The sequence below is a fragment of the Eubacterium sp. AF16-48 genome (genome assembly GCF_003479405.1).
Classification (GTDB): domain Bacteria; phylum Bacillota; class Clostridia; order Lachnospirales; family Lachnospiraceae; genus Eubacterium_G; species Eubacterium_G segne.
Genome location: NZ_QUHB01000008.1, coordinates 70,203 through 95,880, shown reverse-complemented (window position 1 = coordinate 95,880; position 25,678 = coordinate 70,203). Strand labels below are relative to the sequence as shown.

The 25,678-nt window shown below is 35.9% G+C and carries 20 protein-coding genes; 2 read left to right on the top strand and 18 right to left on the bottom strand.

The genetic code is table 11. The features are described from left to right. Nucleotides 1-34 precede the first annotated feature (34 nt). Genes DWW68_RS09925 through pgmB form a run of 3 tightly spaced genes read right to left on the bottom strand, consistent with a single transcriptional unit; the run spans nucleotide 35 to nucleotide 2,911 of the window. Nucleotides 35-655 carry a discoidin domain-containing protein gene (locus DWW68_RS09925; RefSeq protein WP_118589667.1) on the bottom strand — a complete coding sequence of 207 codons (621 nt, stop codon included), beginning with the start codon at nucleotides 653-655 and terminating at the stop codon, nucleotides 35-37. 10 nt (nucleotides 656-665) lie between these two features. Continuing rightward, the gene (locus DWW68_RS09920; RefSeq protein WP_118589668.1) at nucleotides 666-2,273 is read right to left on the bottom strand and encodes a glycosyl hydrolase family 28 protein; all 1,608 of its coding nucleotides are present in this window, start codon (nucleotides 2,271-2,273) and stop codon (nucleotides 666-668) included. After that, nucleotides 2,267-2,911, bottom strand: coding sequence for a beta-phosphoglucomutase (gene pgmB, locus DWW68_RS09915; RefSeq protein WP_118589669.1), 645 nt, complete (start codon nucleotides 2,909-2,911; stop codon nucleotides 2,267-2,269). Before pgmB ends, DWW68_RS09920 begins: the two co-directional genes overlap by 7 nt. A 166-nt stretch (nucleotides 2,912-3,077) precedes the next feature. On the opposite strand from pgmB, the gene DWW68_RS09910 reads away from it, so the two are divergent. Next, nucleotides 3,078-4,091 carry a LacI family DNA-binding transcriptional regulator gene (locus tag DWW68_RS09910; protein WP_118589670.1) on the top strand — a complete coding sequence of 338 codons (1,014 nt, stop codon included), beginning with the start codon at nucleotides 3,078-3,080 and terminating at the stop codon, nucleotides 4,089-4,091. Between the two features lie 45 nt (nucleotides 4,092-4,136). On the opposite strand, the gene DWW68_RS09905 is transcribed toward DWW68_RS09910, so the two are convergent. The 6 genes from DWW68_RS09905 to DWW68_RS09880 form a co-directional block, all read right to left on the bottom strand. Further along, on the bottom strand, nucleotides 4,137-6,320 hold the full coding sequence (locus DWW68_RS09905) for a glycosyl hydrolase family 65 protein (RefSeq protein WP_118589671.1): 2,184 nt from the start codon (nucleotides 6,318-6,320) through the stop codon (nucleotides 4,137-4,139). A 1-nt stretch (nucleotide 6,321) separates the two neighbouring features. Continuing rightward, the gene (locus DWW68_RS09900) at nucleotides 6,322-8,619 is read right to left on the bottom strand and encodes a glycosyl hydrolase family 65 protein (protein ID WP_118589672.1); all 2,298 of its coding nucleotides are present in this window, start codon (nucleotides 8,617-8,619) and stop codon (nucleotides 6,322-6,324) included. Between the two features lie 84 nt (nucleotides 8,620-8,703). Continuing rightward, nucleotides 8,704-9,582 carry a carbohydrate ABC transporter permease gene (locus DWW68_RS09895; protein ID WP_021952813.1) on the bottom strand — a complete coding sequence of 293 codons (879 nt, stop codon included), beginning with the start codon at nucleotides 9,580-9,582 and terminating at the stop codon, nucleotides 8,704-8,706. An 11-nt stretch (nucleotides 9,583-9,593) separates the two neighbouring features. Further along, nucleotides 9,594-10,505 (bottom strand): sugar ABC transporter permease, encoded by a 912-nt coding sequence (locus DWW68_RS09890; protein ID WP_021952812.1) that lies wholly within the window; start codon nucleotides 10,503-10,505, stop codon nucleotides 9,594-9,596. A 145-nt stretch (nucleotides 10,506-10,650) separates the two neighbouring features. Next, complete coding sequence (locus DWW68_RS09885) at nucleotides 10,651-12,078, bottom strand: extracellular solute-binding protein (protein WP_021952513.1); 1,428 nt, start codon at nucleotides 12,076-12,078, stop codon at nucleotides 10,651-10,653. A 410-nt stretch (nucleotides 12,079-12,488) separates the two neighbouring features. After that, complete coding sequence (locus DWW68_RS09880; protein ID WP_021952514.1) at nucleotides 12,489-13,334, bottom strand: DegV family protein; 846 nt, start codon at nucleotides 13,332-13,334, stop codon at nucleotides 12,489-12,491. 122 nt (nucleotides 13,335-13,456) lie between these two features. On the opposite strand from DWW68_RS09880, the gene DWW68_RS09875 reads away from it, so the two are divergent. Next, nucleotides 13,457-14,011: a TetR/AcrR family transcriptional regulator gene (locus DWW68_RS09875; RefSeq protein WP_158576873.1), complete on the top strand. Its 555-nt coding sequence runs from the start codon at nucleotides 13,457-13,459 to the stop codon at nucleotides 14,009-14,011. A gap of 44 nt (nucleotides 14,012-14,055) precedes the next feature. Here DWW68_RS09875 and DWW68_RS09870 read toward each other — a convergent pair whose 3' ends face one another. The 9 genes from DWW68_RS09870 to DWW68_RS09830 all read right to left on the bottom strand — a co-directional run bounded on the left by DWW68_RS09870 (nucleotide 14,056) and on the right by DWW68_RS09830 (nucleotide 25,536). Continuing rightward, the gene (locus DWW68_RS09870) at nucleotides 14,056-16,419 is read right to left on the bottom strand and encodes a cation-translocating P-type ATPase (protein WP_118589674.1); all 2,364 of its coding nucleotides are present in this window, start codon (nucleotides 16,417-16,419) and stop codon (nucleotides 14,056-14,058) included. 219 nt (nucleotides 16,420-16,638) lie between these two features. Beyond that, nucleotides 16,639-18,657, bottom strand: coding sequence for an ABC transporter permease (locus DWW68_RS09865; RefSeq protein ID WP_118589675.1), 2,019 nt, complete (start codon nucleotides 18,655-18,657; stop codon nucleotides 16,639-16,641). Next, on the bottom strand, nucleotides 18,650-19,417 hold the full coding sequence (locus tag DWW68_RS09860) for an ABC transporter ATP-binding protein (protein ID WP_118589676.1): 768 nt from the start codon (nucleotides 19,415-19,417) through the stop codon (nucleotides 18,650-18,652). The genes DWW68_RS09865 and DWW68_RS09860 overlap by 8 nt, the downstream gene beginning before the upstream one ends. 422 nt (nucleotides 19,418-19,839) lie before the next feature. After that, nucleotides 19,840-22,536: a glycosyl hydrolase family 18 protein gene (locus DWW68_RS09855; RefSeq protein ID WP_118589677.1), complete on the bottom strand. Its 2,697-nt coding sequence runs from the start codon at nucleotides 22,534-22,536 to the stop codon at nucleotides 19,840-19,842. Nucleotides 22,537-22,663: 127 nt separating this feature from the next. After that, on the bottom strand, nucleotides 22,664-23,623 hold the full coding sequence (locus DWW68_RS09850) for a sensor histidine kinase (RefSeq protein WP_118589678.1): 960 nt from the start codon (nucleotides 23,621-23,623) through the stop codon (nucleotides 22,664-22,666). Further along, on the bottom strand, nucleotides 23,617-24,300 hold the full coding sequence (locus tag DWW68_RS09845; protein ID WP_021952521.1) for a response regulator transcription factor: 684 nt from the start codon (nucleotides 24,298-24,300) through the stop codon (nucleotides 23,617-23,619). Before DWW68_RS09845 ends, DWW68_RS09850 begins: the two co-directional genes overlap by 7 nt. A gap of 72 nt (nucleotides 24,301-24,372) precedes the next feature. After that, a complete protein-coding gene (mscL, locus tag DWW68_RS09840; RefSeq protein ID WP_021952522.1) occupies nucleotides 24,373-24,807 on the bottom strand; it encodes a large conductance mechanosensitive channel protein MscL in 435 nt (144 codons plus the stop codon). 108 nt (nucleotides 24,808-24,915) lie between these two features. Beyond that, nucleotides 24,916-25,047, bottom strand: coding sequence for a hypothetical protein (locus tag DWW68_RS13845; RefSeq protein WP_279220119.1), 132 nt, complete (start codon nucleotides 25,045-25,047; stop codon nucleotides 24,916-24,918). A 192-nt stretch (nucleotides 25,048-25,239) separates the two neighbouring features. Next, the gene (locus DWW68_RS09830) at nucleotides 25,240-25,536 is read right to left on the bottom strand and encodes a hypothetical protein (protein ID WP_118589680.1); all 297 of its coding nucleotides are present in this window, start codon (nucleotides 25,534-25,536) and stop codon (nucleotides 25,240-25,242) included. Between the last annotated feature and the right edge of the window lie 142 nt (nucleotides 25,537-25,678).

The following is a 25,678-nucleotide window of genomic DNA, read 5'->3' as shown; positions in this document are numbered from 1 at the left end:
ATTTTTATGTGGCAAGTATTAACTTTAATACCAGTTAATCATTAGAATAGATTTCGAACTCTGCGAGCTGTCCACCCTTTGCACCTGTGTTCTTTGTAATTGTTACACGAACATACTGTGCCTTAACTTCATCAAACGGAATTGTTACTTCGTTTCCTGCCTTAGGATCAAATTCATATTCCTTTGATGCAACTATTTCTTTATAGTCTTTTCCATCTTCACTTACGCTAATTGAAAGCGTCTGCTTTCTTGCACCCCAGATTGTAGCCGGGTTAACTGCAAGTCTTACTGTATGAACATTGTAGACTTTCTTTAAATCAATTGTGATTTCGTCATCACCTTTTCCTGCACCTTCCCAATATGATGTTGTATCTCTATCACCATCATTTGCGTAAACAGGTGTGTAAACATCTGTGTATCCGTTTGCACTTGCTTTACCCTTTAAAGCAACGTTTTCACCTTTTACTTCTGCTGATTTATATTCAGGAACTGTGAACTGTTCATTTTCCTGTGCTTCCTTCTGATCCGGTGCTGTAACTACAGTTAGATTCTTTTTGTCCATTTTTGTAGAAGAATCAGCTGATTTAACTGCTATAGCCAATCCGACAAATACTACTAAAAGCACTGCCATTAATATTATTCCTTTTTTCTTCATGTGGCACCTCCTACTTTTCTATCTTGATATTTGATGTTGTATTAGCATCAATGCTTACACATTTTGAATCATTTGTAATGCTTTCACCCTTAATGTTCAATCCCTTAATTGTTACATCTGAAATGTTGTGTTCAGCATCATAACCTTTGAACTTAACCATTAAAGTCTTAGCACCATCTAATACCTTAAATCCATCAATAGTTACGTTAGAAATTGTTCCTCTTTCCTGTGTTGAAGACCAGTTATCATTCTTAACAATTGAGAAATCGATAAGATCTGTTGTTCCGTCTCCTCTTCCCATTTCTGCATCTTCTACTACAATGTTCTTATATTTAATATCTGATACAGCTGCATCATCGGCGTTATGAATTGATAATGCCGGCTTATGGAAGTTATGTAAAATTGTTATATCTTCAAATGAAACATTTGTAATTGTTGATTTTTCGTTCTGACCTTTGTTTGTTTCGTATCCAATTTCCATTGACTGTGCAAGGTCTGTCCAAACCTGAATGTTCTTGAAGCTGATGTTTGCTGAGTTTTCATCATAATTCTTTACAACTAAAGCATCATCCCATGCACGAACAAATGAGTTTGTGATTTTTGCACTCTTTGTTGACTGGATTGACATTCCGTCGCCATTTGGTCTTGCTGTAAGTATCTTAACATTGTTAATGTCAGCACCGATTGTGTTGTAAACCTGAAGGCACCATGCATTTGAGTTTAATGAAATGATACCATCAATTGTTACATCCTGGCAGTTATCAAACTTAAGTGGAACGCTGGCTGATCTGCCTTTCCATCCTTCAAGGTTTGAATTATCAATAATACCACGTCCGCAAACTGTAACATTCTTTGCAAAGTTTGCATTTGCAATACCATGAACTACGGCACCACCTGAAATGTATAATGTCTGGTTATCTGATAATACCATGTTTTCAATATTCCATTCACCAGGTCCGATGTAGAATACATCATCATCCTTTGCATCAGGAATATCTTCAGGATTTTCTAACTCATTAGCAAAAATATGTACTGCTCTCTGAGTGCTGTTGTTAAATTCTACAGTATATGTATCCGGTGTGTTTACACGGAATGTTACTGTATGATCCTTAGTATTGATTTCAGGCTTAATATCATATTTAAGTGGTCTTACTGTTACTGACTTAATATCAATATTTTCAGCCTTTACGGTAATTTCAACTGTACCTTCAAAATCAAAATATGTTATTGGAGTTCTTGATAATTTCGGCATATATGATCCAACCCATGCATGTGTGTTGTTTACGTTTGTATCATATACATAACAGTCATTTCCGTTTACAGTTACCTTAGTATCTGTACAATGCTTTAAAGACATATCTCTTTCTGCTTCTGATACAACCGACAAATCTTCTGCTGTTGCATCTTTTAATGACTTAGGTCCATCATAAAGAACTACTTTGCTGTTCTTTATTTCACTTTTTTGTGACATTTTATCAATTGCACCCGGAAGGCTTACACAGCCCCACACAATGCCAAGTGCTAACCAGTAAATTATCACGCAGCCTATTATAAATCCGGCTTTTCCACCAATAGGCTTGTCTGTTTTTGTTTCCGTGCTATTGTTTTCTTTTAGCATAATATTTCCTCCCAATTATCTACTGTTGCCAGTGTTCTTGAATGAAAGTCTGCTCCAAGTTCATCATGGAAAGGTCCTACACCAAGAGATTTCATGCCTCCTGCTTTTGCAGCATCAATTCCTGCTTTTGCATCTTCAACTACAAGGCAATTTTCCGGTGTAAGTTCCAACTTAGATGCAGCTACTAAAAATACTTCAGGATCAGGTTTTGACTTCGTTACATCAAGTCCGCAGCTTATTTTGTCAATAAGTGGTAATAAACCTGTCTTTTCAAGTATTAATGGTGCGTTTTTACTTGCAGAACCAACAGCTGTAAGTATACCTCTATCTCTAAGCATTTTCAATGTGTCAAACGCTCCAGGCAATACTGCGCTGTCATCTAATGACTGTAACATTTCCTTGTAATAGTCATTCTTTCTTTCTGCCATCTCAACTTTCTCTTCTTCGGAATATTCTTTGTCACCCTTTTCAAGTACAACCTCAAGAGATGCCATTCTGCTTACTCCTCTTTGTCTTACATTGTCCTCTCTGTTGAAATCTGTGATTCCAAGTTCATCTGCAAGTTTTTTCCATGCCTGATAATGTAATTCATCTGTAGAAACAAGCACTCCGTCTAAATCAAATATTACTCCCTGCATTTTTTCCTCCTTTTTATATCATTTTTTGGTTATAACTATAAAAAAAATGTATACTAAATTATAAATTTTTACTATTTTAAAATCCTTCTATTAATGCTAGAATTTACTTATGGTTTTACGTTAAACGTAAAATATCGTTATTTTATAGAAAGGACTTAGATAAACTATGGTTACAATAAAAGATATTGCCCAGGTTGTAGGGGTAAGCCCAACAACCGTATCAAATGTTATTAATGGCAAATCCGGTCGCGTTTCAGCCGACACTGTTGCCAGAATTAACACAGCTATTGAAGAACTTGGGTATGTCCCAAATATGTCTGCCCGTTCTCTTGTTTCAAGATCCTCAAAAGTTATCGGTTTCGTAAACCATATAGTAACTGATAAAGGCTCTAATTTTATGGAAGACCCATTCCTCTCAAAGTTTATTGGAATATTAGAACATGTTCTCCGTGAAAACGGATATTATCTCATGCTTCGCACCGTTGAAACTGCCGAACAGCTTCAGGCTTTTCTCCACACATGGGATATTGATGGTCTCTTCCTTGCAGGTATTTTTAAGGATGAATTCTTTGATGAAATCAGCACTTTAAAAATACCAATCGTTTTAGTTGATAGTTATGTACATCACAAAGGAATCTGTAATGTAGGTCTTGATGACTTTGGTGGAAGTAATTCATCCACTAAGTATCTCATTCAAAACGGTCATAAAAAGATTGCCTTTGCTTCACTTCACATAAAAGACGGTGGTGTTCTTATGGAACGTTTCCTTGGTTATAAGGCAGCCCTTACCGAAGCCGGTATTCCATTTGATGAATCACTGGTATTCGAATGTGGCATGGACTTAAAAGGAACCCGTGCAATTGCAAAAACCTTGGCATCTCATCCTGAGATAACAGGTGTTGTTACAACTGCCGATACCCTTGCCGGTAGCATTATTGCTAACCTCCATAAGCTTAAAATCAAAATTCCTGAACAGGTATCCGTCGTTGGTTTCGATGATTTAAGCATTTGCAACATCATCGAGCCACCACTTACATCCATCCATCAGGACATGGACCTTAAAGGTCGTATAGCAGTGGACTTCATGCTACAGCTTCTTGAACATAAGAAACCAAAACAATATGAAGTTTTACTTCACACATCTATCACGGAACGTAACAGTGTTAGGACTATCTCCTAATCGTTCAATAGCATTAGAGATTATAAAACCTCTAATGCTTTTTTATTAACTTAATTCTTTTTTTGTGACTCCTGCTTCGTTAATATCAATCTCATATAATCTATTATTGTAATTAACTCTGAAGCATAATCTGTTCCAGCTTTCCGGAAGATTTGGTTTTACAATGATTTCATCTCCATCAAAGCTTAAGCCTCCAAATCCCTGAAGTGCTACCATATAAGCACCTCCTGCGGCTGCCGGATGTGTTCCACCGATATAAACCAAACCGGCCCATTCTTTACCACCCTGCTTTATATCTGCTGAAGCTGACTTCATAAAGAAGTCATATGCCTTATCAGGTCTGTTGCACTTGCATGCTAACAATGCATACATACATGCGCTAAGAGAAGAACCATGTTCAGTTCTTGTCTCATAATATTCCAAATTCTTTAACATTGTATCTAAGTCAAATTCCTTTGAGAACATATTAAGCCATGTAACAACATCTGCCTGTTTGATTACCTGGGTATGGCTGGCTACACCATATGCACCGCCCCAATATTCTTTAGGGTCTAATAATCTGCTTCTTACTTCATCAATGCTTGCATCTTCTAAATCAAAATATCCGTCAAACTGTGGTATAACACCATTTTCGTTTGGCTGAGGGATAAATAAATTCTCTGCAGCATCAGTAAATTTATTTTTCAGGTCATCTAAATCATACTGACTTAAGATTTCCTGCTCTTCTTCTGATAATTCATCCTTTAAATTAATAACGTTTACAGCTTCTTCAAAGGTATATTTTGCCATTCTGTTTGTGTAACCATTATTATTTACTCTCTCATGATATTCATCAGGTCCGATTACATCATGTATCTCATAGTAGTCCCTGACAGCTCTCTTAAGTAAAAGGCTGTAGTAGAACAATGCACATTCAATAATTGTATGAGCACCACCTTCTGATAAAATAGATGTATCTCCTGTTGTCTTTAAGTATTTTCCAATACCGTAAACAACTGCTGATGAAATATGCACCTGCTTATCTTTGAAAAATGTTCTCATAGGACGCTTTGTAAATACATCTACAACATTGTAATCAGAACATGCGTCAAATCCGCCTTCCTGACTTTCCCATGCATAAAAGGCACCATCTAAGCCATAGCTCTTTGCCTTTTCCTTTGCACCGCTAAGAGAATCTATTCTGTATTTCATAAGACTCTTTGCAACCTTAGGCTCTGTCATAAGGAAAAAATCTAAAATAAACATTTCCGTATCCCAGAAAACAGCTCCCTTATATGTCTGTCCTGAAAGTCCTCTTGCAGCTATTGAAAGGCTGTCAGTGTGTCTTGGAGCTATACAATGTAAATGATAAAGTGAATAATTAAGAGCTTCCATTGCCTTATCATCACCTTCTACAATTACCTGTGAGTTTTCCCAAAGACTGTTCCATTTATCCTTGTGCTTCTCTATGGCATCTTCATAACCGTTTCTTAAAGCTACAGTCACTTCTTTTGATGCTTCCTCAACACAATTTTCGCAATCCTTACTTGTATATACTCCAAAGAAACGCTCTATAACATATTCTTTGTTAATATCTGTTACAAAATTAATGCTCTTAAGAACCTTCTTATCATGAACATTAATCTTCTTTTCGCAAGGGAAACTTGTCTTATCTCCACCACATACAGCTACTTTATATCCTTTTTCGTGAGTTGTTCCAATAATGCCGATAACATCATTTTCGATATATTCAAGTTTGTCATAATGTGGTCCGTTGATATCCCACACATCACCGTCTATACCATACACAACTTCTACATCAGCATGAAAATCAGCAGTAACCTTAAACTTCATTCCACCTAAATGTACATCACTCATGCTGACAAATCTTTCGCTGTCAAAGGTGATTTTTCCTCTTGCCGTATCCCATTCTGAATGTCTGGTGAAAATACCATTTCTGTAATCAAGTTCTGTGTAATGAACTTCCGGATTAACATCAGGTAATTTTAAAACTTCACCGTCAACAACGAGATATGTATAAAAACCATTTGGAGCGTTAAGAGGCTCCCTCCAGCCATCTCCCACCTTATCATAAATACCGGCAAGGTTGATGGCTGCGAGATTTTCCTTACCATATTCAGCAAGGGTTCCTCTTACTCCCATATATCCGTTACCTGTTAAAAACTTATTTCCCAGGTACGATATTTTTTCTTTGTCAAATCCTTCTTCTTTTAATTTCCAATCAATCATTTTATTCTACTTCACACTTATAGCCTTCGCTATTTATTTCAACATTTTTGCCATATACATTAAGTTCAACAACGCCGTCGCCCTTTGTCTTAATGTATACATTTTCCTTGTCTACCTTAATTTCAATTACAACACCCTTGTAGCTGATGTTAAATGAATATCCGCCCCAGTTCTTTGGAATTGATGGTGCAACGCTTAACTTTTCGCCGTCACTTCTAAGTCCACCGAAACCGTATACAATATTCATCCATGCTGCCGCAATACTTGTTGTATGGATTCCCTGATTTGTGTTTCTGTTGTAGTTGTCTAAATCTAATCTTGTTGCAAATCCAAAGAAATCATATGCCTCATCATCCTTCTTAAGCTGTGATGCCAAAATTGAATGTACTGAAGGTGATAATGAGCTTTCATGTATACAACATGGTTCATAATACTCATAGTTTGCCTTTAACTGTTCCTGTGAGAACTTTGAAATAAACAACAACATAAACATTAATACGTCAGGCTGTTTAATCATATCATTTCTGTAAATTCTATCATATGACCAGTTGTCATATAATGGGAAGTCACTAATTGGAATTGAATCAACATCTAAGTGTGGTAATTTAAAGAAACCATCATGCTGTTCAAACAATTTTGTTTTATCATCATAAAGCAAAATCATGTTATCCTTAATGTTCTTCCATGTATCCATTTCGCTTTCATCAAAAGCTACCTTCTCAGCAACCTTCTTGTAAGCATCCGGATCTTCTGACTTGATTTCATTTATTTTGTCAAGAGTGTATTCCAATGTGAATTTTGCCATATAGTTTGTGTATGAGTTGTTATGTACCATCATTTGGAATTCATCAGGTCCCATTACACAATAGTAACCATATTTCCCTTCTCTGTTGAAATCACCTCTTGTAGCAAGCATTCTTGAGATTTCTATGAGCATTTCAAGACCGTATTTCTTAAGGAAATCCTTGTCATCAAACATCTTTTCGTAGAACCATACACCGTAAGCTACTGCTGTAGATGCCTGAAGCTGTAAGCTTGCATGCTGCCATAAATTACAGCACTCTCTACCACTAATAGTAGCGATTGGATAGAATGCTCCCTTACAATCAAGAACTTCTGCTCTCTTTCTTGCTTCATCCAAAGTTTTATAACGGAAATAAAGTAAGTTTCTTGCTGCTTCCTGATTGTTGAATATAAAGAATGGCAAACAATATGTTTCTGTATCCCAGAAAGCATTACCATTATAAGCTTCACCTGTTAAGCCTTTTGCTCCAATATTAGTACCTTCCACTGCACCATGATATGTCTGATACATCTGGAAAATACAGAAACGGATACCCTGCTGGTTTTCAGGATCATTTGCTATAGTTATATCTGAGCTGTCCCATACTTTCTTCCACCAGTCAATATTTTCTTTTTCTAACTTGTCATACAATGTGCATGCAGTTTCTGTTTCAGATTTTACAGCCTCAACTTCTTTATCATATACAGCCAAATCTCCGTCATCTCTTAATGTGACATTATTTGTAACCTTAGTAAGAACATAATCCTTACCATCCTCAAGATTAGCTTTTAACTTAACTGCGACAATTTTCTCTTCGTTAACTTCTTCAAGGCTTTCATATTCTGCATTAACTTTGCAGCTTGAATATACCTTTAATTTGGTATTGATAGTAGTTCCGTCAATACCCATAAAAATATCTTCGCCCTTTTCTATTGTTCCAGGCTTGCAATCCCATAAATTCTTTCTTTCATTTCTATGTATCTGTGAGAAATCAAGACCTGATGTTATATATATTTCTCCACTAAATCCAATTGGTTTAATAGTAATTTTCTGTGTTGTTCTCTTAACCTGAGTCATTGAAACAAATCTTTCAAATTTAACTGCAAGTCTCTTTCCTGATTTTGTTTTCCAAACAAAGCTTCTTGTAAGAATGCCTGTCTTCATATCAATTTCCCTAACAAAATCTTCAAATTCTGATGTGGCTAAATCTAACTGTTCCCCATCAATTTCAATTCTTGTATATAACCAGTCTACTGAGTTTACCATAAATTCAGTAAAATCTGCTATTCCCTTATAATGACCATATTCAGGTTTTGTCATTTCATATATTCCGTTGAAATAACTTCCAATAAGTTTGCTTCCTGAATATCCTTCATCAAAATATCCTCTTGCTCCTAAGTATTCATTTCCAAGAGAAAATATAGATTCTGAAACTTCTCCGTAATCCGGATTGAATCCTTCTTCAATTACTTTCCATTCGTCTGCTTTAAAATATTTATCTGCTACTTTTGCCATAATTCCACTCCATTTTTTCTTTAAATACAGTTATAGTCTGCTAGTCGGCATAAAGGAGGAAATGCCGACAGCACACTATATATTCTAACCTTTGACAGCACCGCCAGCGGCACCATCTGTAATTTGCTTCTGGAACAACAAGAAGATAATTGTCGGAGGAATAATTGAGAAGAATATTGCTCTGATCATATCTATCTGTGTTGTATGAGCTGCTGAGTAAGCGTAAAGCTTAACCATAACCGTTTCATTTCCTGAACCGTTAAGTACTAAATATGGTAACAGGAAGTCTGACCATGCAGCTGTTACTGAGAAGATTATTATAACCATAATAATCGGTTTTGATAAAGGTAACACAATCTTATAGAAAATCTGGAATATATTACATCCGTCAATCTTTGCTGCCTCTATCAGTTCTTTTGGCAGTCCTTCAAAGAATTCCTTGAAAAGAACTACCCAAAAGGCATTTGCGCCATATGAAAGCCAAAGTGGAATAAATGTTCCTGTAAGGCCTAATCTGTTAATGTTTACGAATAAAGCTACGATACTTGTTGTTGTAGGAATAAGAAGACTCCACATTACAAGTCCGTTAATAACTTTATGTCCCTTTGGTTTAAGGATAGCAAGTGCATATGCTAACAATCCGTTAAAGAAGATTGCGCATAAAACACATCCAACTACCATGATAAGTGAGTTTTTGTAGTATACTGCAAAGTTTAACTTATCCCATGTATACTTAAATCCGCTAAAATCAAAAACTTTAGGGAACAATGTTGCCTCTGTAGTAAATTCTTTAATATCCTTAAAACCCGAAACCATTACCCAGAACGCCGGATAAATAGCTATTACTGAGAATATTAAACATACTAAAACTATAAGAAGGCAAATAATCTTAACTCTTTTTGACTTAACATCGAAGCCTCTGATAGCTCCGTCTGTTTTGTCCATATATTTCTTAAAAAACATTACCGCACCTCCTACTCATCTTTTGATTTTGTAAGTTTCATATATAATCCACTTAACAAAATAAGAACTACACAAATAATAACTGAAAGTGCTGCTGCCTTTGGATAATCGTACTTAGTAAATGCATACTTATATACTAAAAGCATAATGGACAAACTTGCATTGTTTGGTCCACCGTTGGTCAATACTAACGGCTCGTACAATATCTGGAACACTGATATTACCTGAAGAATCAACATTGTTCTTCCAAGATTTAATATGCAAGGAACTGTAATATGGAAAATTCTTCTCCAAATTCCTGCTCCGTCAATTGCTGCTGCTTCATAATATTCAGGATTGATTCCACTAATACCCGCCATGTAAATAAGTGCTGTAGAACCTGCTCCCTTCCATGTTAATGCAATTACGATAAGTGGAATAGTTAATGCCGCGTTGTTCAACCACACACTTGGTGCTATACCACACTTTCCTAACAATATATTCAGAACACCAGTAGGACCCGGTTTGAAGAAATAAACCCAAAGAAGTGATACAGCCATACCCGGAACCATGTTCGGGAAGTATACTGCAAATCTGAAAAAGCTCTTTCCTCTTATTGTCTCACTGATGAATATAGCCAAAATAATTGGTACTACAAATCCGATGACTAATGACCATCCGATGTACTTGAATGTATTAGCAAATGCAGCATTAAAACTTACATCATTAAATACATCAATATAGTTTTGTAACCCTACAAATTCCTGTATTTCTACTCCTCTCGCTGAATGTAGCGATAATCTTATACTTTCAATCAATGGTTCCCATACAAAGAATGTGAAAAGGACAAGTGTTGGAATCATAATGAGCCAACCCATTATATCTGATTTTCCAAATTTCTTTTTCGGAACCGCATAACCCTTATTACTTCTCTTTTTGCTCAATGAAAAACCCCTCCTAAAATAAGTTTATTACACTACGGGACGGGGTACGCCCTTCGTCTATTTTTAGTAAAGGCAGGTGAACAGTGTTGTTCACCTGCCCGTTAGTTTTTAAATAACACTATTAGTTTCTATATAACTTAGACAATTAGTTCTTCTTGAATTCGCTGTCTAATGTCTTCTGGTAGTTTGAATTAGCTGTGTCCATAAGTTTCTGGATGTCAGCATCTTTGTTTGTGATAACTGCCTGAAGAACGTTTGTAAGCTGTGCATACATTTCCTGTGCATCACCAGGTTCTTCTGTATGAAGGTTACCTTCTTTGTTAACTGCATCGAAGAACTGCTGGAACATTGCTGTATCAACGTTTGAGTATTCTTCTACAACTTTGTTGTTTGCATCAACATATTCCTTGTTTGTCCAGCATGGGAATGTCTGGATTACAGGAACACCATTCTGTTTACGGTTAGCTGCATCAGCTTCCATACCCTTAATTGTTGTGTCATTAGCTTCTGGAGCTTTACCCATAACTTCAAGGAAGTCAAATGCTGCACTAATCTGTTCTGGTGTAGCATCTTTAGAGAACATGTAAGGTGTACCACCTGTTAATGAATACTGATCTCCGTTTGGTCCTGCCGGCATAGCGCCTAATGCTAATTTTTTAACGTCAAGTCCGTTTGTCTGTGTTGGCTGAGCTACAGCATCGTTAGCTGCGATATACATAGCTGCTCCGCCTGTTCCTAACTGCTGGAAACCTGTTCCCCAATCTTCTGCTGTCGGGTCAGCTGTTAATACATCATATTTCCACTTAAGATCACTTACATACTGCATAGCCGCAACTGCTTCTTTTGAGTTAAGGTTTGATGTATATGTTCCATCACCGTTATCTGTTACTAACTTAGCACCAAAGTTCCAAGCGATGTTTGAGAAATGCCATCCACCTGAGTTGTCCTTTGCAAGTAAGCAAAGTCCTGCAGCGCCTGTCTTTTCCTTGATTTTCTTAGCTGTTTCTGCTAATTCATCAAATGTCTTAGGGAATTTTGGAACTCCGTTTTCATCTACTAAACCTGCTTTTTCAAAAAGTTCTACGTTGCACATAAGTCCTAAGCCGTAAGCATCTCTAGGAACACCGTAAACTTTTCCGTCTGAATCTGATAAAAGTCCCTTGATGTTATCGTTCATATCATCAAGCCATCCACGTTTCTTTAACTCATCTGTTACATCTGCGATAAGTCCCTGCTTAATTAACTTCTGTGGCTCTGTGAACCATGATTCGAAGATTGTTGGGCAGTTGCCTGACTGTGCTAATGATACGAATGTATCTGTAGCATATGTATAAGGTGCTGGGTCACAAGTTACGTTTGGATGTAACTTCTGCATTGTCTTCTGGTATCCTTCAAATGTAGGAATGTTTTCTGCTAAATCCTCACCTGGCCAAATACCTAATGTGATTTTAACCTTATCTGAACCATCTTTGTTAGTTTCAGATTCTGTTGATTTCTTTCCGCCACAGCCAGCTAACATTGTAACTGAAAGAGCTGCAACGAGTGCTAAACTTAATAATCTCTTTTTTCTCATTTCTGATCCTCCCATCTGATTAATTTAATTAGTTTAGTTTATCGTTCAACTACACATTTGCCTTGTGTAAGGCACCCTCTTAACAATTCCTCCTTTAGAACACTTTCTAACGAAATCGTTATATTAGTTTATGCGTTTAACGTTAAACTAATGATAACATTTATGGATTTATATGTCAATATTACCATTAGAAATAAAATACACAAATAAATGTGTTCTAAATTGCATAAAAACGTTTACAAAATTGTGCATTTTGTCCAAAAATCCTTTTTTATCTCTTTTCAACTATTTTTTATATTTTATGAGTATATACAAAATACACAATTTCTTATGTTAAAAAGGTACAAAAAAGGAAGAAAACACCTTAGATTATGAGATTTAACCCACTGTTTTCTTCCTTTTGTACACTTTTATCCCTCAAATGCCACCATAACTCCACCATATTCTGCATAATAGCTGCACAAACCACCTGCACTTATTTTTTCTATCGAGGCATTCCGATATATATTTTCTATTTTACTTCTTATATAATCTGATTTTTCATTGTTAAAACAATGACTTATTATAACTTTTCCACTGTTATATCCTTTATTTCCCATTTCCTTTATGAGATTATCATAAGCACTTAGCTTTCCCCTACATTTTTTTAAGACATCTATAGTGCCATGGTCACTGGCTCCGCACAGTATCTTTATTCCTAAAATTCCTGCCATGCTTCCCTGTATTCTGCTTACCCTGCCGTTTTTCATAAGATTATCAAGAGTTTCCAATACAAATAAAAGCTTTGTTTTATCCCTATAGACTTCTATCATTTCCACTGCTTTGTCAAATTCCACGTCACTGTCTAATATTTCCTTTAGCTTAATGGCAATCATTGCCAGACCCGGGCCTGCCGATTTTGAATCTATTACATGAATTTTCTTGTGAGGGTACTTTTCATTCGCCATCTTTTTGGCTACCATGGCACTGTTATAGCTTCCTGACAATTCACTTGTAAGGGCAATGGCAAAAATCTCATCTGCCATCATAAATCCATCGTACCATTCCTGAGGTGCCGGTGCAGCACTACTGGTTTTTCCGTGATATCCTTTCATATCCTTCATAAACTCTTCAATATCCAAATTTTCATCATCTATATATTCTTTTTCTCCTACTCTTAGGGTAAGAGGTATTCTCTTATAGTAAATATCCGATTCAGTGGAATTATCCAATACTCTTAAATCACACCCTGAATCAACAATTATGCCATACTTCATTTCTTATCTCCTTTGCTACATATGTAGTTTTTATTACTACTTGTTATTGTATAACTATTTATTATGTGATACAATTTACAAAAGCACATTAAGTGTAAACTTATTTTGATATGGAGTTTTTTATGAAGTATTTACCTTTTAGTAATTTTACAAAAAGAAATCTTTTTACAAGACAATGTATAGGTCAGGCAATAACGGAATTACTTAAATCAGGAGATTTTGAACATATTACAGTATCTGATATTGTAAAAAAAGCCGGAGTTTCCAGAATGACCTTTTATAAATATTATCATACCAAAAATGATGTTATAAAAGATTATATGCAGGAAATAATTGCCGGTTATCTTGAAACCACGGGTAATCATTTTACCATGAGTGAATTTCAGGACAAATCCCATATTAAAGATGCCATTTTGTTTTTTGATAAATATGCCGATTTTCTCCTTACTATGTCTGATGCAAGACAATATTATATAATAGTGGAAGCCTTAAATGATTTTATGCTTAAATATGTTTATCCTGAATACAACGGTTCCGTTTACGAACTATATTTTTATGCCGGTGCCCTTTTAAATACCTTTCTTAAATGGGAAGAATTGGGAAAATCCGAATCGGTGGATGAAATAGTAGACATTGTTATCTCACTTATCAAACGTAATAATCTATCTTTAACATAAAACTTTAAAGTCCCGGACAGTTTATTTATCTGCCCGGGATTTTTTTATTCCACTAATCTTCTTACGAATTTAAAATTTTTCATTTTCTTAACTAAAAGTGTCAGCCATCTAAACATTGATTCTGACGCAAAGGAGAACATGATAAACAGCAATATACAGCTGGCAGACATTCCACTTAACGCAAATAAGTCATTAAAGAATATTCCACATATCAGTAATGCAATAAGATTTCCTACAAGAACAATAGCTCTGTATTTGTTCATTGGTTCGCTTATCTTAAATAATACCATAAAGCCAATCATGCATAACAGCATTGTTGCCGCTGTTGCCACTTCTGCCGAAGACAGACCGAATACCTTTCCGCACCACACTATGGCACCTACAGCTATTAAATCCGTAAGTCCTGCCGGCAATGCTCTTAGGAAGACATTAATAATAAACTTTCCTTTGATTCGGCTTTTGTTAGGCTCCATGGCAAGGAAAAATGCCGGAATACCTATTGTAAATCCGCTAATTAATGATATCTGAGACGGTTCTAGAGGATAAGTCATCATAAATACCGCCGAGAATATTGACATAAGGAAGGAAAATATGTTTTTTACCAAAAACAGACTGGCTGAACGCTGTATGTTATTTACAACACGTCTTCCTTCTAAAACTACTGATGGCATACAGGAAAAATCCGACTCTAGCAATACCACCTGAGATGCCTGAGCTGCTGCCTCGCTACCTGACGCCATTGCCACACTACAATCTGCATCCTTCATTGCCAAAATATCATTTACGCCATCTCCCGTCATTGCCACGGTGTGTCCCTGACCTTGCAGTGCCTTAACTATTTTCTGTTTTTGCTTTGGTGTTACACGTCCAAATACAGTGTATTTTTGTACTGCCTTTTCTATATCCTCATCTGTTGCAAGAGATGTGGCATCCACATAATTTTCTGCTCCTGAAATTTTTGCCTGTCTTGCCACTTCAGAAACTGTAGCCGGATTGTCTCCTGAAATAACCTTAACGTTAACCCCCTGCTTTTCAAAATACCTGAATGTGTCAGGTGCCTTTTCACGGACTGCATTGGATAATGTTATAAAACCATAAGGAATAACCTTTTCAGTAAGAGGATTTCCGTCAGCCTTTCCTAAATATTTACCAAAGGCAAGAACTCTGTATCCTTTATTGGTATATTCCCCTATGCTGTCAGCATAAAATTCGTAATCCTCCCTAAGAACCATTTCAGGGGCACCTAATACATAACATTCATCAGAATAAGTCACACTACAATACTTAACCTTTGATGAAAATGATGTTTTGCTTACTGCGCTTCTTCCACTAACATCCTTAAAACGTTCCTTTATAGCTTCCATTGTTATATTATCAGAAGTCATGTTAGAGGCAAAATCACTAATTATGGTTTCAAGATTATCTGCCACTTCCTTAGGTATTTCTTCTGAATAAACAAGGTCATTAACTGTCATTTTATTTTCTGTAATGGTTCCTGTTTTATCAACACATAACACATCTACTCTTGCCAATGTTTCTATACTTTTCATGTCATGAAGAAGTACCCTTTGCTTGGCAAGTCGTATGGTGCTTACTGCCAGTGCCACAGTGGTTAAAAGATATAATCCCTCAGGAATCATACCTATAACAGCTGCTACCATAGACACTATGCTTTGGCTGAAACCTTCCTTATTAAACACAAATCCCTGAGCAAACAAAATGATTCCCACAGGAATAATTATAATGCCAACCCATTTTACCAGTTTGTTAATATCCCTAATCATTTCTGACTGCTCGCCACTACCCATTTTTTTAGCTTCAAGGGTAAGCTTTGAAATATAGGATTCTTCCCCTACTTTTTCCAGTCTTGCGTAGCACTCCCCTGACACAATAAAACTTCCTGACAGCAAATGCATTCCCGGTGTTTTGGTAAGTTCATCTGATTCTCCTGTAAGTAGGGATTCATTTACGGAAACCTCACCCTTTACCACAATGGCATCTGCCGGTATCTGTTCACCTCCATGGAAAACAACTATGTCATCTAAAACCAGCTCCTGAGAGCCAACCTCCATTTCCACTCCGTCTCTTATTACTGTAGTGGATGGGGCATTTAAAATATTCATTTTTTCAAGAACGTTTCTTGCCCTTATTTCCTGAAATATTCCAATCAACGTGTTTCCTATAACAACCGGCAAAAAGGTTAAGCTTCTAAATGAACCGGCTATACATACTAACACTGCCAAAAACACAAAAATCATATTAAAATATGTGAATGTATTTTCAATGATAATTTCTCTTGTGGTTTTTTCAACGGAATCAACAGCTGTATTTACAAGTCCACGGCCAATTCTTTCCTGAACCTGACTTTTGGTTAATCCCTTTTCACAATTTGTTTCATACATATTCATATTTGTCCTCGTTTACTTTTCTAAATCCCGTATTTTACAATTCAACGTTACCTATATTTTACAGTATAACCTGTAAATGTAAAATCTTTTTTAGTATTATGATTTTATTTGTAAACTTTTTATGAAATGTTACTGTTTTTTCTTAATGCCATGATGCAAATTTTAAAAGTATAAATTGCCTTTGTATTTGCACAAAAGTAATTTATACTTATTGGGTACTCACCCCTTGTTTATTACCCTGTAGTAAGTTCCTGCGGTAATTGTGTACACAATTCCATATACTATGAAAAATACAAGAGTAACCATTACCGTGCATACAATGTACAGCGGGGTGTTATTAAAGTTTAAACTTACCAGCATTTTTCTGATTATGTCAAAGGCAAAGCATATATGGATAACTGCCATAAATATAGGTAGAAAGAACACCATAAGTATCTGAGTTTTAATTACGGATTTAGTTTCCTTATCGTCCATTCCCACTTTTTTCATTATTTCAAAACGCCTTCTGTCCTGATATCCTTCTGACAACTGCTTATAGTATATTATCATTACCGTGGTAATTAAAAACATGGTTCCAATAAATACACCTATAAAGAAAAGGCTTCCGTACAAGCCGAAGAAATTTTGTCTGCTTGTATATATACTTCCCACTTCATCTGTGTGAGCTATCCCTGTATCATTTATTACATCCCTTAACCCCTGACAGTATTCTTCCTTATCCTTAAAATCTCCTGCTAAATTAAACTCATAGTTATATTTTATACTACATACAAAATCATCCTTTGTGCTTTCATTAATAACATCCCTGATTTCTTTCATTGCATCTATATCCTTAACTACAATGTAGAGAGTGTCATATACCTGTAACTCCTTTTCATCTACAGGGAGTTTTTCTAATTTTTTCTTTATTGTGTATTCCTTGTTGCATATGCTTAATTTTTGAGAATTGATTCTACCTGCATCTGATGAATACACTATAACCTCATTTGAATTTAAGGTGATATTCTCACTGTTTGCCCTATTATAATCCTCTAATAATTTCACCTTAAAATTCACCATATTATTGGTACTTATATTTTCCATTGAATATCTGCCATTTTGAAGTGCTCCTATATCATCTATGGAATAATATTTATCCTCATCCTGTATTTTCACATTATATTCATCGGCACGACTTTGGCATGCATCCTGAACCTTTTGGTAATCATAGTGATTTTCCTTCTGTTCTTCAGAACTGTCACTGTCTTCTAAATACAGATAATTAGTCATAACATCCTTTGGAAAGCGTCCCCTTAAAACATCTTCCATTCCTACATATAAGGAAACCGTTGTGGATAAAACCACCAGCACGCAGGTACTTAATATACATATGGTTGCTAAACCTGCGGCATTTTGTTTCATACGGTACATCATACCTGACACTGTAATAAAATGTTTCTTATCATAATAGAATTTTTTATTCTTTTTTAATATTTTAAGAAAGGCAATGCTTACGCTCATAAACAGCAAATAGGTTCCTATAATTACACAAAGAGCTGCCATAAAGAACCTTCCCATGGCATCCATTGGGCTTTTAGCTGTAAGAGCAAGGTAATAGCCTAATGCCAGGGTTACCAGCCCTAATATAGCTAAAAGCCATTTTGCCTTAGGTTCCCTTTCTCCGGCATTTTCATTTCTAATAAGCTCTACAGGCTTTAATCTATGAACTCTTACGCTGTTTAAAAATATAACTATGGCAAATATTAAGTCAAAAACTATTATGGTAAACAATACAGGCTTAGGATATACCCCAAAGGCAAAATCCGTTTTTAAATTTAATATTTTCAGCAAAACCATAAACATTAATTTGGATAATGCAATGCCTGCTAATATTCCTGTGGTAATACATCCTAATGCCACAATAACTATTTCCCAGAAAACTATTTTGGTAATATGCTTTTTCTCCATTCCCAATACACTATATAGTCCAAATTCCCTGCTTCTTCTTTTCATTAAAAATCCGTTAGTATAAATAAGAACAAACACTGAAAATATTCCGCAAATCGACACACCTAAATTTAATATAATTCTCATTTGCTCTGCACCTGAAAACATATTTTCATTTACCTGCTCATATATGCTGTATAGCATATAGAACATGGCAATAATGGCTGAGGTTGAAATTGAAAAAGGTAGAAATGTGCTTTTGTTGTTTTTTACATTTCTAAGGGCAAGCCTAAAATACAATTTTTTATTCATGTAAATCACCACCTGCCAATAACACTGTTAAAGTGTCGGAAATCTTTTTGTACATTTCATCCTTTGTCATGGCTCCACGATATATCTGATGGAATATTTCTCCATCTTTTATAAACAAAACCCTGCCGGCATTTGATGCAGCCCTTACGCTGTGAGTTACCATTAATATTGTCTGTCCGTCGGAATTTAACTTATCAAATACATCTAATAAATCTCCTGTGGATTTTGAATCCAGTGCTCCTGTAGGTTCATCTGCCAAAAGGATGTCCGGTTTTGTAATAATTGCCCTTGCCACCGCCGTTCTCTGTTTTTGTCCTCCTGAAACTTCGTAAGGGTATTTGTGAAGTATATGACTTATTCCCAACTTTCCTGCAATTACATCCAGCTCCTGTTTCATATCCTTATATTCTTTTCCTGCAAGTACCAGTGGCAGGTAAATATTATCTTCAATGGAAAAAGTATCTAAAAGATTAAAATCCTGAAATACAAATCCTAAATGCTCTCTCCTGAATTTTGCCAGCATATCATCTTTGATTACTGTGGTGTTTTTGCCATTAAGAAATATATCTCCTGATGTAGGTCTGTCTACTGCTGCAAGAATGTTAAGCAATGTAGTTTTTCCGGAGCCTGATTCTCCCATTATTGCAACGTATTCTCCCTGTTCCACTGAAAAGTTTATATCATGCAAAGCCTCTACCTTGTTTCCTCCAAATCTTGTTGTATATATCTTTTTTAAATTATTTACTTCTAATACCTCCATGGTACTAACCTCCTATAAATTGTAACGCCCCCTCCCTTCGGTCAGCGGCAAGTCGTCGGAAACATTCCTGAAAATGAACTTCGTTCATTTGTTTCCTCCTCTAAATTGTAGTGCCCCCTCCCTCCGGTCAGCGGCAAATCGTCGGAAACATCCCTAAAAATGAACTTCGTTCATTTGTTTCCTCCTATTTTTAAAAATCTGCAAATCTTTATGTTACAAGTATACAATAAGTAATTGGGATTTTCCTTAATTTCACCTTACAATCCTGCCTTTAACCTTACATTTTTGTAATATACAAAAGGTGGAGCCTAATATTTGTCATATTAAAGCTCCACCCGAAATAAAAGAAGTATTATATTGTGATGTAACCGGGGAAATTGGGTAATAATAAAGTAATTTGGTTACATCATGTTATGAAGTCACTATTTCACAAGAATGTTTTTATAATTAAATGTTTTTTCTATGTATGAAGAATCTGATACCTTTAAAATATTGTTATAAAGGTAAGAATGTGCTGCCTCATTTGGCATTAACTCCTTCTGATACAAGGAATCCGCTATGTCATACACCTTCAAAGATTCTACATCTCCGTATACATATTCTCCACTCTTTAACTGTGCATATGGTCTTACCATTATGCCTGCCTGATAAAATGCCTTTGTTTTAACAAATTCCATTGTCATGGCATAAAGTGATGTGTCACCACTTTTAGAAAGTAATCCCGCATTGGTTGCTGCATAGTCGTAAACTGCCTGATTTCCACTTCCCACAACCATTTCATTTTCTGTTGCCTTATCTGAAAGTCCATATATAAGACCTGCTTTTACCACTTCATTGTCACTGTCTGATACATTATATAAAACTCTGTATCCTTCAGCTGTAGTACTTATCTGGTAGCCCTTAACTGATGTCTGAACTTTTGTGTCCGGCTTTGTTGTAGGAACCTGTGTAGGTGCTTCCGTAGGTTTTTCTGTCGGTGTCTGTGTTGGTACTTCTGTAGGCTTTTCTGTTGGTGCCTCTGTTTCAGGTTCAGTTGGAATTTCTGACGAACCTCCGTTTTTGTCAGTAAGATATGCTCTGTTAAGTCTGGTTATTTCATTATTTACCTCACTTAACATGGAATATCCGTTTACCTTAAAATTCTTAACTCCTGAAAAGCAACATTTTAACATACCTGTAAACTCTACAGACTCTCCCGGTGAAAGTGCACTGGTGGATGTAAGGGTTACTGTTGTAAAGTCACCTTTATCTTCCGTGGTAGCCGTTGCCCCCCATGCACTGGTAAATTTACTGGATTTCGGTAAATCAAAACTTAAAGTATAACCTGCCGGAAATGCCACAGATTCATTATTTGTAAGTTTTATTGTGTATGTGTAGTTTGGATGATCGTATTTTCCACCAAAATCCACACTAAAATTTAATGTATCATTAGTATAATCCACATCTGATGATACCTTTGATGCCCCCTTTGCCTTAAACTGGTCATGGAACATGGATGTAAGAGTATCACCTATTACATATTTCTGCTGCTGTTCGTCATAATCATAATCTCCGTGCATAACCCATATGAGAACACCGCCTAAATTGTTGTTGTTTACATAATTTATTCTTTCCTGTACTGATTCTGTGTCTTCAAATGTAAGGAATGTGTTATTTTGTGCATTCCAGATATGAGGAACCTTTCCTACGTCATCCCAGTAACGCTTATAGTTTGAATTGGATTTCATAAGATTCATTACATGCCAGAGGGGATTAGCACCTGCTGCCACTTCTTTTCCATTTTCATCTAAATCGCACCATAAGTTAAGATTATCAACGCTGTTAGTAAGAGGTGTACCTGACGAACCGTGTAATCCGTTGGTTCCTCCGGAAACATTTGTCCAACCTCTTGTATAATAAGGAACACCCATTAAAATCTTTTCAGACTGAACTTTTCCTCTGTAAAACCGGTAAGCCCAGTCAAATCCCAATGTTTTAACGTCCACCTGGGCTGTTTCCGTATCTGCCGGATCAGCGTAAAGATTTGCCTGATTTTCTACATAATTGTTCCATCCACCATGGAAGTCATAGGACATAACTGATACAAAATCCAAGTAATCTAAAAAGGCTGAATTTGTCTGCCCTCCAAGAACCCATGATGATGCTGCTACCGCAGATGTAAGCCAATAATATGTTCCGTCTTCCTTTGATGCCTTAGCTAAATCTTCACTAAGTATTTTTATAAACTGGGCGTATCTGTCTGCAATTCCCGATCTTATAGATTCAGTAAAGTCCGTATAATTTCCTGACTGTGGGGTTTCTGACGGGAACTCAAAGTCAATATCAATGCCGTCAAAACCGTACTTTCTAATAAATGAAACTGCCGAAGCACTGAATTTTCTCATGGACGCTTCATTTTGTGTGGCATACCAAAGACCTTCTGATGCTCCCCAGCCACCTGTTGAAATAAGAACGGTTACATCAGGATGCATTTTCTTTAATGTGTGCATTATGTTAAATTGTCCGTAGTATCCAAGGGAGTCATCCATCTTAATTACCTGTCCGTCATGTTTAAAGGTTGTGCCTTCAAACTTACTTTCAATGTCATGTTCCGGATCTCCTACCTCCAGCTCACATGTATCTTTATTAACAATACCAAAAGCATACTGAATATGAGTAAGCTTATCCCACTGTAAATCTGCTATATTGAAATATTCATGTGCCTGGGATGTAATTGCGTAGCTTGGAAAATAACCCACAACCTTTTTGTTGTAATAATTAGACGGAAGTGTAACTCCATTTACGTTTGTTCCAATTTGTGGGTCTAATGTGACTGTTGCTTTTCCCGGTTTAAGACTTCCTAAATCACCTGTATCTCCCCCTGATGTTGACCCGGAAACCAGCTCCCAAGGACCTCCGTTTGAAGGTGTGTCCCCCTTAGTCCACCATTTACATTTGTAAATTGCTCCGTTGTATTCCACTTCATCTCCCCCTGTGTAAATTGTTTCGCTGTTCCATGCAGCCGCTCCATAAACCACGCTAGACTGCATACTGCTAAATCCACCTGTAAATGACAGCACAGTCACTGCCATTACAAGGGCCATAAATTTAGCAAGCATTCTCTTTGCTTTCCTTGTCATTATGACTTTTCCCTCCTTTAAAATTTGCCTTTTCGTCCATTCTAGCAAGGGTTTTAGCCATATGTCAAACCTATTTAAAAAGTAGCCAATTATGTTAAATATTACCAATTATATACAATTTTTTGTTCTAAAATTTTATGAAAACCCGAGTTCCAACACCTATTTGAGAATCAATTTCTATCTTATGATTCAGCCGGTCAAGAATCTGTTTTGTAAGATACAAACCAAGACCTGTAGCCTTTTTGTCCTTTCTTCCGTTGTAACCTGTATATCCCCTGTCAAAAATTCTTGGCAAATCCTCTTTTGCAATGCCAATGCCTGAGTCCTTAATTAAAAGTTCATCATTATCAAAGGATATACATATTTCCCCTTTTGAAGTATACTTAAGGGCATTTGATATAAGCTGTTTAAGGACAAATACCATCCACTTTTCATCTGTTACAACCTTCCTGCTTTCATCCACCTGTATTTTCACTGAAATTCCTTTAGAAATAAAGATTCTGGCAAAGTATTTCACTGCCTGATTAACCATATCTTTTACACTATAATCTGCCAAAACATAGTCATTTCCGCCACCTTCAAGTCGCAGATATTGAAGCATCATATCCTGATATTGTTCAATTTCAAACAACCGGTTAAGGATTTCAATCCGGATTTCTTCATCAGTATCGTTAGCTAATAACTGCAATGCGGTAATGGGAGTTTTTATCTGATGTGACCACAATGTAACATATTCCATTGTTTCTTTTTTTGAATTTAGAATATTATTTATTTCTTCGTTTTTTTCATTAGTCAGTAATTTAAGAAGCTCTGTGTACATTTTCTCAATCTGATTTGAGGTTTTAGGCAAATTATCCAATGTTACATCAATACTATTTTCTGCCATGGTAAGACTTCGGCACTTTTTATAATAACAAACAAAATCAACCACAAGGCAAATACCCAAAGCCATGCACCCTAATGCCGTGGGGTACCATACATACTTAAACTCTATTCCACATAAAGCAAACACGCCGGAAAATATGGCAATCCAGAATAAAATAGCAATAAATATTAACTTTCTGTCCTTTAAATATTTCATCAACATACCATGTAACCTAACCCTTTTTTTGTCTTTACAAAATCATCTAATCCTATATCCTTTAGTTTTTTTCTGATTCTGTTTATATTCACTGTTAATGTATTATCATCTATAAAATTTTCACTGTCCCACAAATGCATCATAATGGTGTCACGACTTACAACGCTTCCTGAATTTTCCATAAGAAGCGCCAATATTTGAAATTCATTTTTTGAAAGTTCAGTTTTTTCTCCGTTATAAAGACAGGTGCCGTCCATAAGATTAAGTATTACCCCATTGTTTTCTATGGTATTAAGCTGACCTGCATAAGAGTAGCTTCTTCTGATAAGAGCCGATATTTTGGCAGTAAGTACCGTAAGGTCAAAGGGTTTTGATATGAAATCGTCTCCGCCCATATTCATTGCCATAACTATATTCATACTGTCATCGGCAGAAGATATAAAAATAATGGGAATTTTGAACATTTTCCGTATTTCCCCGCACCAGTAAAATCCATTAAAATATGGCAGGGTTATGTCTAACAAAATTAAATCCGGCTGAAAATCAGATACTTCTTTTAATACATTTCCAAAATCCTTCGCTATGTAAACATTATATGCCCATTTTTCCAAATGACTTTTTATTTTTTCTGCTATGGTATTGTCATCTTCCACTATCATTATATTGTATTTATTTTCCGTCATATAACTGCTCTCCATTAAAATCATACTTATTATAATACCCCCGGCAAAACTGTATTCCACCGGGGGTATTTCCTAATCAAGTTTACTTGTACAATGTGGGCATCTGTCTGCGTCAATGTGTATTTCCGACTTACAATGTGGACAGATTTTCGTAGTTGCTTCCTGTGGCACCTCATTATGAGTTCTTAACTTGTTCATTGCCTTAACAAGCAAAAATACCACAAATGCCATAATTATGAAATTCAAAAGTCCTGTAATAAATGTTCCATAATTAAGAGTGGCTGCCCCTGCTTTCTGTGCCTGTGCCAACGTATCATATTCTTTTCCGTCAAGGGATAAAAACAGATTGCTGAAATCAATTTTTCCCGTAAAGATACTGATAACAGGCATTATTATGTTGTCAACTAAAGACGTCACTAATGAATTAAAAGCTCCACCGATGATTACACCTACAGCAAGGTCAATCATGTTGCCTTTTAACGCAAACTCTTTAAACTCTTTTAACATAGATTATCTCCTTGTCATTTGTATTTTTTCTACTGTTTATATTATCACAGTTATTTCAAATATATAACCCCCAATTCCGTAAAAGAATCAGGGGTTATATATTTGTTTTTATTTTACCGGAACTATTGTATTTCCCCAGTCATAATCTACTGTTTTGTATTCCGGCGATACTTTCTTTAAAATGTTATTGTACAGATAATCATGTGCTGCTGCATTTGTGGAACATGCTTTCTGATACAAATAATCTGCTACATTATACACAGAATAATCATGTACATCACCATAAACATATTCCCCGGTTTTTTCAGGGCATTTTCTGTCATCTCACACTCTATAAAATCAATAATATAATATTCTGCTTCATTACCTGAGTCTTTTTGAAGTCTTATTTTTTCTCCTTTGTTAAGGGTTTCATTAAAAAATATCCGGCTTTTATAATGTAAATTCAACATAATCCCCATTATTTTTTAATTTCACACCCTGTCTGCCACTTGCCTCTGACTGAATATCAGTACGGTAAGTCCGACTTTTCGCTAAAACTTCTGCATTAGTTGAAGCTGCCTCTGCATTTCCATAAACGTAGGCATTAACTTCCGACCACTCAGAGGTTGCCAGAAAATAAACCGTTGTGGATTCTGCTCCTTTAGCCGTGCTTATGTTTTCCGTACATATTATTGACATAAACATACAAACCGACATAATACATGCCATTATCTTTTTTATCATCATGGATACCAATCCCACCATAATTTTTATATGGCAAAAACAAATTAAAAAGGTTGAAAGAATGATTTGTTTTTTCCCTTCCTTTTCACATTTCTTTCAACCTTTATTAAATCGTCTATATTGATATCTTTATTTTATCATTTTT

Excerpts from the sequence above, each read along its gene's own strand:
- DWW68_RS09925 (WP_118589667.1), bottom strand. The coding sequence starts at position 655 with ATGAAGAAAAAAGGAATAATATTAATGGCAGTGCTTTTAGTAGTATTT.
- DWW68_RS09920 (WP_118589668.1), bottom strand. The coding sequence starts at position 2,273 with ATGCTAAAAGAAAACAATAGCACGGAAACAAAAACAGACAAGCCTATT.
- pgmB (WP_118589669.1), bottom strand. The coding sequence starts at position 2,911 with ATGCAGGGAGTAATATTTGATTTAGACGGAGTGCTTGTTTCTACAGAT.
- DWW68_RS09910 (WP_118589670.1), top strand. The coding sequence starts at position 3,078 with ATGGTTACAATAAAAGATATTGCCCAGGTTGTAGGGGTAAGCCCAACA.
- DWW68_RS09905 (WP_118589671.1), bottom strand. The coding sequence starts at position 6,320 with ATGATTGATTGGAAATTAAAAGAAGAAGGATTTGACAAAGAAAAAATA.
- DWW68_RS09900 (WP_118589672.1), bottom strand. The coding sequence starts at position 8,619 with ATGGCAAAAGTAGCAGATAAATATTTTAAAGCAGACGAATGGAAAGTA.
- DWW68_RS09895 (WP_021952813.1), bottom strand. The coding sequence starts at position 9,582 with ATGTTTTTTAAGAAATATATGGACAAAACAGACGGAGCTATCAGAGGC.
- DWW68_RS09885 (WP_021952513.1), bottom strand. The coding sequence starts at position 12,078 with ATGAGAAAAAAGAGATTATTAAGTTTAGCACTCGTTGCAGCTCTTTCA.
- DWW68_RS09880 (WP_021952514.1), bottom strand. The coding sequence starts at position 13,334 with ATGAAGTATGGCATAATTGTTGATTCAGGGTGTGATTTAAGAGTATTG.
- DWW68_RS09875 (WP_158576873.1), top strand. The coding sequence starts at position 13,457 with ATGAAGTATTTACCTTTTAGTAATTTTACAAAAAGAAATCTTTTTACA.
- DWW68_RS09870 (WP_118589674.1), bottom strand. The coding sequence starts at position 16,419 with ATGAATATGTATGAAACAAATTGTGAAAAGGGATTAACCAAAAGTCAG.
- DWW68_RS09865 (WP_118589675.1), bottom strand. The coding sequence starts at position 18,657 with ATGAATAAAAAATTGTATTTTAGGCTTGCCCTTAGAAATGTAAAAAAC.
- DWW68_RS09860 (WP_118589676.1), bottom strand. The coding sequence starts at position 19,417 with ATGGAGGTATTAGAAGTAAATAATTTAAAAAAGATATATACAACAAGA.
- DWW68_RS09855 (WP_118589677.1), bottom strand. The coding sequence starts at position 22,536 with ATGACAAGGAAAGCAAAGAGAATGCTTGCTAAATTTATGGCCCTTGTA.
- DWW68_RS09850 (WP_118589678.1), bottom strand. The coding sequence starts at position 23,623 with ATGTTGATGAAATATTTAAAGGACAGAAAGTTAATATTTATTGCTATT.
- DWW68_RS09845 (WP_021952521.1), bottom strand. The coding sequence starts at position 24,300 with ATGACGGAAAATAAATACAATATAATGATAGTGGAAGATGACAATACC.
- mscL (WP_021952522.1), bottom strand. The coding sequence starts at position 24,807 with ATGTTAAAAGAGTTTAAAGAGTTTGCGTTAAAAGGCAACATGATTGAC.
- DWW68_RS09830 (WP_118589680.1), bottom strand. The coding sequence starts at position 25,536 with ATGATGATAAAAAAGATAATGGCATGTATTATGTCGGTTTGTATGTTT.